Origin of the sequence: Rhodopirellula sp. UBA1907 (assembly GCF_002337565.1) — a bacterium.
Classification (GTDB): Bacteria; Planctomycetota; Planctomycetia; order Pirellulales; family Pirellulaceae; genus Rhodopirellula; species Rhodopirellula europaea.
In genome coordinates, this window is record NZ_DDGH01000041.1 from 62,823 (window position 1) to 71,558 (window position 8,736).

Sequence of the window (8,736 nt, forward strand, 5' to 3'; positions counted from 1 at the left end):
TCGTGATTCCACGTGCCGGTTTCACCTTGCTGGAGATGCTTTTGACGCTCGCGCTCAGCGTTGTGTTGATGGGGCTGATCAGTGGTGCGATCAATTTCTACGCTCGCGAAATGGACAACGCGGAACAACAGTTTCGTGAAGCTCAACTCGCGTCGGCTTTGCTGCAACTGATCGAAGATGATTTGCGGATGACGCTGGTCACTCGTCCGGTTTCCACCGACGCCTTGTCGGATGTGTTGTCCGCGGCGGCGGCTCCGCTGGAAAGTCTCGGCTTGACCGGCGGTGGCGCATCCGCGGGCGAAGGTGATGACGAATTGCCGCCGGATGATCCCGACACGCTCAATGGTGATCCGACTTTGGAATCGGACATGGGGATAACGTCCGGAGTTGTTCTGCAGTCGCCTGGTTTGATCGGCAATGAAACTCAGTTGCAAATCGATGTCAGCCGCTTGCCCAGTTTGGAGCAAACCGCGATTGATCCTGATTTGGCGATCAGCTCCGGAGTCGATCTATTGGACCGTCCCAGCGACATCAAAACGGTCACTTATTTTGTTCAGGTCGCGGGCTCGTTTGGAATTCAAGACGAGATGCAAAAGTTGGCGGCAACGGATGAGAGCGCAACCACGAACGCCACTTCGACGGGTGGCGGTCTGGTTCGACGTCAGTTGGATCGAGCCATCAGCATGCAGGCGATGTTGACCGGTGGCTCGTCCCGTTTGGATCAAACCGGTGAATTGATCGCTCCTGAAGTTGTCGCGATTGCGTTTGAATACTACGACGGTGTGAACTGGTTGCCGCAGTACAGCACCGACGAAACCGGGTATTTGCCGCTGGCGATTCGTGTTCGTTTGCAGTTGGCTCCGCCCGCGTCGCCGGGTGCGGCATTTGGCGAGTCTGCTGGTTCCACCACAATTGGTTTAACAGAAGGTCGCGTCTTCACTCACGTGATTCGTCTTCCGATGTCATTCCCCGAAGACGGAGAAGCCTTGCTTGAAGAGCAAGAAGCCGCCAGCACCGCGGAGGCACCTGATGTCGTCGCAGAATAAATCATTGCGAAAGTTGGGTGAGTCCTTGGAACGTCCAGCACATGATTCGTGCACCAAACCTGTCGCGCGAAACGCTCGTCGCCGCGGGTTCTTTCTGGTGCTGGTTTTGATCGTGATCGCGGTCGCGACCATGGCGGTTTACTCGTTCACCGACTTGATGATCGCAGCGGACGAAACCGCTTACTTGACAGGCGATTTGGTTCAGGCACGTGCAACGGTTGATTCGGGGATCGAAGCGGTCCGTTTGGTGTTGGCTCAACCCGCTTCGATGCGAGAAGACGCCGGTGGCGTTTTCAACAACCCGAGTATGTTTCAGGGGGTGCCGATCACCGATGGATCGCAGGGCAACCCGACCAGCAACTTCACGGTGCTTGCGCCCGGCCTGACCGAGATGGGCACGCTGGGTGGCATTCGTTATGGATTGCAGAACGAATCGGCTCGTTTGAATATCAACGCTCTGACCGTGCTGGAAGAAAACTCCGATGCCATCAACATGTTGACGGGACTGTCCGGTGGTAGTGTCGATGCGGGTGGCATCTTGGGTGATGCGACCGCGTCGGAGGATTCTGATTTGTCGAGCGAAAACATCGCCGTGACGTTGTTGATGACTTTGCCGGGCATGGATGTCACGATCGCAGATGCGATTTTGGATTGGCTCGATGAAGACACCGAGCCACGCGAAAACGGCTGCGAAGACGAGTACTACACATCGCTCGCGACACCTTACGCGGCGGCAAATGGGCCAGTGCAAACGGTTGAGGAACTGTTGCTCGTTCGCGGCGTCACACCTCAGCTGTTATTTGGGGCGGACAGCAATCGCAACGGCGTGTTGGATCCCGACGAGCAGCAACGCTATGCCGCTAGCATCGAGACACCTGGAGTTCTTGGTTGGGCCAGCTACTTGACGGTCCACGGTGCCGAAGCCAACAAGACGATGGATGGTGAATTCCGGGTCAATATCAACGGCGATGATCTCGAAGTCCTCTACGAAGAGCTGATGACTGCGATCGGTGACGAAGTATTCGCGTCGTTCATCGTCGCTTATCGAATTTCGGGAGAGTCGTCTCTCGCCGACTCGGTGGTCAGTGGTGCGAGTGCCGAAGCGTTGGCCGCCCAGGGAATCGAAGCTCAGGATGCTGATAACGCAAATTCTGAATCAGAAGGGACCGTGTTGCCGTGGTCCGTCGAAGCCTTGGACGATTTCGATCTGACTGGAGGAGCCGCCGTCGAATTCAATCAGGTTCTCGATCTGATCGACGCGAAAGTCTCGTTGGAAAGAAACGGCGAAACGTTCACGTACACATCGCCTTTGATTGGCGAGCCCACTTTGTTGGCCGAGTTCCTGCCGCTTCTGATGGATCAACTGACGACCCAAGACGGTGATGTTTTGCCCGGCCGAATCAACCTGAACGAGTGTCCGGCGGAATTGTTGATGGGGGTTCCGTTGGTCGATGAGGACACCATGTCGGCGATCCTCGAAGCACGTTCTCAGGACGTGGGTGGTACGACTTCTGACCGCAATCACGAAACTTGGCCGCTCACGGAGGGTTTAGTCACAGTGGATCAAATGCGAGCGTTGTTGCCGTTGGTGACCGCTCGCGGCGACGTCTTTCGAGCTCAAGTCATCGGGTTCGATTCGGGCTCTGGTTTGGCCGCCCGAGGCGAAGCCATCATTGACGCCTCCACACCGAATCCGCGTGTGGTTCACTACCGAGACCTGACGCATTTGGGTCGCGGGTTCGATCTGTCGGTCCTGGGCGGAAACATCGTGGTTCCGGACAACAACTGAGTAAACTATTGCACCATGACTAAAAAAGTAGCCGTCGATTGGGACGAACAGCAGATTCGGATTGTGGTCGGAGAGGTTTCCGGCAAGCAAACGCGAATCGTTGATGCCGCGATTTTGCCGATTCAAACCGCCGGCGTGGGATCCACGTTGCGCAAATGGATCCAAGAGCACGGTTTGGAAAAATCAGAGTGCTTGGTCGCGGTTGGACGCGATTCAGCCGAGCTTCGTCAGATGGAATTCCCGCCTGTTCCGGATGATGAATTGCCGGACATGATCCGGTTTCAAGCCGTGCGAACGTTCGCGTCCGCTGGCGACAGTGCCACGGTGGATTACCTGCAGACCAGCCGAACCGAGAAGGGCGTGCGGGCGATCGTCTCGGCGACCGGTGCGAACAGGCTTGATCCAATCCGAAAAGCAATCAACGAAGCGGGCATGACCGTCGGTCGGATCGCACTGCGTCCAATCGCTGCCGCGGCGTTGTATCAAATCATTCTGAGAGACAAGACCAACGATTCGACTCGGTCGACGTTGGCATTGATTGACTTGGTCGGTGACGAAGCGGAAATCGTTTTGTTCCGTGGTCGAGATGTTTCATTCGTTCGTTCGGTCCGGTTGCCTTCGCAATCACCGGCGCGGGTCAACGCCTTGGCGGGTGAGCTTCGCCGCAGCATGATCGCTTGCGGGGCATCGGGTTCGCCTTGCGACATTGCGATTTGGGGAACACCCGATCGCCATCGTGAAGAGCTTGATCAACTTGCCGAACGTTTGGACCAAGGGCAGGACACGCCTTCCGAGAAACGGTTGATCAACCCACTGCAGATTGTCGACTGCGATTCTTCGGTGGAGCCTTCGGTCGGTGAGACCGTCGGCCGTCTGGCACCGTTGGTCGGCCTGTTGGTCGCCGATGAAGCTTACGCGGATCGGCTGATCGATTTCGCGAATCCACGTCAATACATTCCGCCGAGCACCAACCGTGGCAAGATGGCCGCGATGATTGGTATCCCCGCGGCGATTGTCTTGGGGCTGGGATGGTTGTTCTGGAGTCAACTCAGTTCTCGCGACTCGGAGATTGAACGTTTGGAAGCCGCGAATGCGACGATGCGAGACCAGGTCAAAGTCGCCGACGCGAGTGTTCAGCGAACTGAGAGACTGGATCAATTTTTGGATGCCGACGTGAACTGGCTGGAGGAAATCGAACGTCTGGCCGAAGCACTGCCTCCATCGGATCAGTTGATTTTGAAGCAGGTTTCCGCGCAGGCGGATTCACGCCAGGGTGGTGGACGGATGGTTGTTTCCGGATTGGTAACATCACCTGATGTGATCGACGAAATGGAATCGTCGCTGCGGGATGAATCGCACCGCGTCGTCGGCGACGGAGCCAGCCAAGTTGACACCGAAGATGCTTACCGTTGGCAAATTCGCGAAACTGTCTCGGTGGAAACCGAAAGCGTTCGTGCGGATCGCTACGAGCGGATTGCTAAAGCCGCGGAAGAAGAATCTGCGACCGAAGCAGGTGCGGGCGGCGAATCCACCCCGGATCCCGATGCAACTCCGCCTGACCAGGAAACCCAAGAAGCTTCGAAGTCGGCGAGCCTCAACGTGAACGTTCAACCGGAGGTGCAGTCATGACTCAACGTGAACGCTTTTTAGCGATGGCCGTTGGCGGCCTGTTTGTGGTCATTGCGTTCCAGTGGGGATTCAATCGCTACCGAGATGCGATCAAGTTTCGTGACAATCGCTTGGCAGGATTGCAGAACGAAGCCAACACGCTGAACGAGAAGTTATTGGCCGGTGCCTATGCCGATCGTCAAATGGGCGAGTACATGGTGCGTTCATTGCCCAGCAACCCAGAGCGGGCTCAGAGCACCTATCAATCGTGGTTGTTGGGGACGGTCCGCGAAGCCGGGTTGAGAGACGCAGGTGTTGACCCCGTCAGCGACGCACCGGTTGGCGATCTTTACTACCGTTACGGCTTTCGCGTTTCCGGCAAGACATCGTTGGATGGTTTGGTTGGGCTGTTGCATGACTTCTACGCTCGCGACTACCTGCATCGAATTCGCGAACTGAACTTTGGTCCGTCGCGAACGGGTGATCTGAATGTTGAGATGACCATCGATGCGATCTCGCTCAACAACGCAGCGATCGACGCGAAGATTCCGGAACGTGAATCTTGGCGAGTTGCCAAGTCGCTCGACGAAACACGTCAGGCGATCTTGAATCGCAATTTCTTCCAGCCACCCAACCAGCCGCCTGTGTATGCCGGTGATGCAACATTGGTTGCCGTCAAAGGTGAAAAGACCGATGTCCGCTTGAAGGTGGATGATCCCGAAGGCACCGAAGTGACTTATGAGTTGGAAGGTGACCTGCCAGAGTGGGCCAGCTTCAAGGCCGACTCGGGAACGTTCACGTTCAACCCGCCTGCGGATCCTGAAGACGGTGAAGAATCAGGTGACGCATCGGCTGCGCCTGACAAAGAACCGTTGCAGGTTGTCGTTCGAATGACGGACACCGGTTATCCGCGTCGTCAGATCGAAAAGACATTGGTCGTCAAGCTTGAGAATCCTCCGCCGCCAAAAGAACCCGACCCATTGCCACCTAAGTTCGACGACGCGACGCAGACTTATCTGACCGCGTTGGTTCAGGGACGCGACGATTGGACGGCATGGATGAATGTTCGGACTCGCGGGGAAACTCTGAAGCTGCAAGTCGGAGATTCGTTTGAGATCGGATCGATGAAAGGAAGCGTCAAATCGGTTTCGGCTCGATTGGTGTTGTTGGAAATTGGCGGCAAAGAATACGAGCTGCGACCATCGGGTAAGTTGTCCGAAGCGGTGGCCTTGGAATCTCCGGAGCAACCCAAGGAAACTGACGCCGCGGCGGAAGATGGCAGTGAAGAGTCCGGCGAAACGCCCGCCGCTGACGAGGACGGTGAGTCGGATTCCAATGAGGCTGTGATGGAAGCTGGCGAAGGATCATCGCCGCAGTCTGTCGATGAAGCAGCCGCCAAGGACGAACCCGATGCGGCGGAGGAAACTGCGACCGAAGCTCCTGCTTCATTGTCGGAGCAAACGGAAACGCCATCCGAACAAACGGAAGAAGCTGACTCATCCGAGGAGCCAACCCCACAATCGCAGCTGGATTGACCCCAGTTCGGATTGACAATTCAACCGCCGAGCGATAGTCTCGGCTCATCACCAGGGAAATCGTTCGCCCGGGCCGATTCGGTCCGGGCTGTTTTTTTATCTTTTCGTCTCAAGACTTCTCTTCGCCATGAATCCGCAAGACATTTTGCGATACGTCGATTCGCTGCATCGCGATAAAAACATCGATCCAGAACTGCTGTTTCAGGCGATCGAGTCGGCTCTACAAAGCGCGGCAAAGAAGCAGTATGGCGAAGAATCGGATGTGATTGTTTCGATCAGTCGTGACAACGGAGCGATCGCCGCGACGTTGGCTGGCGAACCTCTCGGCGACGATCAAATTGGTCGCATCGGAGCTCAAACGGCGAAGCAAGTCATCATTCAGAAGGTCCGCGAAGCTGAACGCGACGCCTTGATGTTGGAATACCGCGATCAAATCGGTGAGATCGTCAGCGGAATGATTGGGCGTGCCGACGGCGGCGTCGCAACGGTCAACTTGGGCAACGTCGAAGCCATCCTGCCACGCAGCGAACAAATTCCTGGCGAAAGCCTTCACGCGAACGAACGCGTCCGTGCGATCGTATTTGAAGTCCGGCCATCCGGCGGCAACCGCGTTCGCGTTGTGTTGTCTCGCACGCGGCCACAATTCGTACAACGCTTGTTTGAACAAGAAATCCCTGAGCTGAACGACGGCGTGATCGCCATCAAGTCGATCTCGCGTGAACCTGGCTACCGAAGCAAGGTTGCCGTCAGCAGCGAAGATCAGCAAATTGATCCGATCAGTGTTTGTGTTGGTTATCGCGGCAGTCGGATCAAAGCCGTTCGCGAAGAGTTGGCTGGCGAGCACATCGATGTGGTCCGCTATGACAGCGATCCCGAAGTTTTGATCCCCAACGCTTTGCAACCTGCCGAAGTCGATCAAGTTTTGTTGTGCGACATGATTGGTCGTGCGATTGTTTTGGTTCAAGAAGACCAGCTTTCGCTCGCGATTGGTCGTCGTGGTCAGAACGTTCGATTGGCCAGTAAGCTTTGCGGCTGGGACATCGAAATCATGACCAACAGCGAGCTCGAAGAACAAATCGAGCGAGCGGTGGGTGGATTCAGCCAGATTCCAGGCATCACCGAGGAGATTGCTCAGGCGTTGGTCGAGCAAGGCTATTTGTCATATGACGACTTGTCCGTGATCGAGCCTGACCTGTTCATGGAAATGAGCGGCTTGAGCGAAGCGGATGTCGATCGGATTGTCGAAACGGCGGAAGCCAAAGCGGAGGAAGCTGAACAAGCTGCCGCAGAAGAACGCCGCGTCCGACGAGACCAAGAGCGAACCGACCAAAACGCTCCTGCTCCGGCAAAGGCTGAGACGCCAGTTGCCGAAGCGAGCACGGAAGAAGCAACCGCTGAAACCGCGGAAGCGGAGAACGCAGAAGCAGCCGAAGGCGATCAGCCTGCGGCTGAAGTTGCTACCGAAACACCGGAGACTACCTCCACCGAAGAGGCCCCCGCCGAACCCGCTGATGAAGTGAGCGGGCCAGTGGCGGAAGAGGGCCAGACTGAATCCGAAGAGCCTGAGCCGGTCGCCGAAGCGGTTGAATCGACTGAGGCCGATGGTAACAAGCAGGAAGGCTGAGTGAGCCGTTTTCAAAAACGGGCCGCGTACGCTATCCTAACGTGGGACAGAAGCAAAGTTGGTCTTTGCAATCGTCCTTGGGACAATTTGAACGCTATGAAATTCCCCGTTGTTTTCAGCGAGTCTGGTGCTTTGTCACCGACTGGCGGTAGCAACGATGGAGGTCTTTTTATGCGATTTTGATGAACGAAACCACGAAGCCGCAGCCGCAAGGAATTGCGAGCGGACTTCACCTATCGAATTTGACAGGACCCCGACCCAGTGCCAGTACGCATTTACGCGCTCGCCAAAGAACTGAATCTCGACAGCAAAGAACTCGTTGATGTGGTGAAAAAAGCCGGCATCACGGGCAAAGGTTCCGCGCTGGCCAGTCTCTCAGACGAAGAGGCCCAGCAAGTGCGAGGTCATCTCGCCGGTTCCGCTGCGAAATCTGAACCAAAGCCCAAAGCTGCACCCCCAACAAAGGATACGCCCACGGCTCCCGTTGCACCCGTTCGTGATTTGAGTGGAGCAACCGGTCGAAAGCCATCGGCGATCAACGTGGGCCGCTCTTCCAAACCAGCGGAGGCCGCCGACAGCCCAAACGCACCGGCACAGCCCGTTCGAGATGGCGGCCGCCCAGTTGGCAAGCCTGCACCGATTGTGCGAACGCCTAAGTTGGCGCCTGCCCCAGAAGCGAAAGCTCCTGAGTCAACGGCAGCAGACGGTTCGCCGAAACCAGAAGTCCGCCTGCCAAAGACTGGTGGGGTCGGAACCGGTATGGCGTCGCCTAGCGGTCGCGGGATCGGCATGGGCGCCAAAACGGATGGTCAATCGACCAAGCCCGAATCGGCCGCATCTGCTCCGAACGTCCCCGGTCCCAAATCGGACGGCGGTGGACGCAAGGCTCCTGAATCACCCAAGCGTGAATCGGCACCAGTCGCGTCATCCGACGACGATGGTTCGTCCAACAAGGGCGGTGGATTGGCAAGCCGAATCGCGGGACGGATGGGCAACAATTCCTCTGGCCGTGTCGTTCCCAACACTCCCGGAACGCCTTTGTCTGCCGTTCGCCGTGACTCCGCGTCCGCGGGCGGAAAAATGCGGTCCTTGGATCGTTCGCGAAATCGTCCCGAAGAAGCTGGCAAGACCGGC

The 8,736-nt window shown here is 56.8% G+C and carries 6 protein-coding genes; all 6 read left to right on the forward strand.

What is annotated here, in order from left to right; all coding sequences use genetic code 11:
- Window positions 1–2 precede the first annotated feature (2 nt).
- Window positions 3–1,046, forward strand: coding sequence for a prepilin-type N-terminal cleavage/methylation domain-containing protein (locus B2R17_RS09280; protein WP_286763773.1), 1,044 nt, complete (start codon window positions 3–5; stop codon window positions 1,044–1,046).
- Complete coding sequence (locus B2R17_RS09285; protein WP_286763774.1) at window positions 1,030–2,835, forward strand: general secretion pathway protein GspK; 1,806 nt, start codon at window positions 1,030–1,032, stop codon at window positions 2,833–2,835. Before B2R17_RS09280 ends, B2R17_RS09285 begins: the two co-directional genes overlap by 17 nt.
- A gap of 15 nt (window positions 2,836–2,850) precedes the next feature.
- Window positions 2,851–4,464 (forward strand): hypothetical protein, encoded by a 1,614-nt coding sequence (locus B2R17_RS09290; RefSeq protein ID WP_286763775.1) that lies wholly within the window; start codon window positions 2,851–2,853, stop codon window positions 4,462–4,464.
- Entirely contained in the window at window positions 4,461–5,978 is a 1,518-nt protein-coding gene (locus tag B2R17_RS09295; protein ID WP_286763776.1) for a hypothetical protein, read from the forward strand. The genes B2R17_RS09290 and B2R17_RS09295 overlap by 4 nt, the downstream gene beginning before the upstream one ends.
- 127 nt (window positions 5,979–6,105) lie before the next feature.
- Window positions 6,106–7,602 (forward strand): transcription termination factor NusA, encoded by a 1,497-nt coding sequence (gene nusA, locus B2R17_RS09300; RefSeq protein WP_286763777.1) that lies wholly within the window; start codon window positions 6,106–6,108, stop codon window positions 7,600–7,602.
- A gap of 261 nt (window positions 7,603–7,863) precedes the next feature.
- Window positions 7,864–8,736: translation initiation factor IF-2 N-terminal domain-containing protein (locus B2R17_RS09305; protein ID WP_286763778.1), on the forward strand; the 873-nt coding region annotated here is incomplete at its 3' end.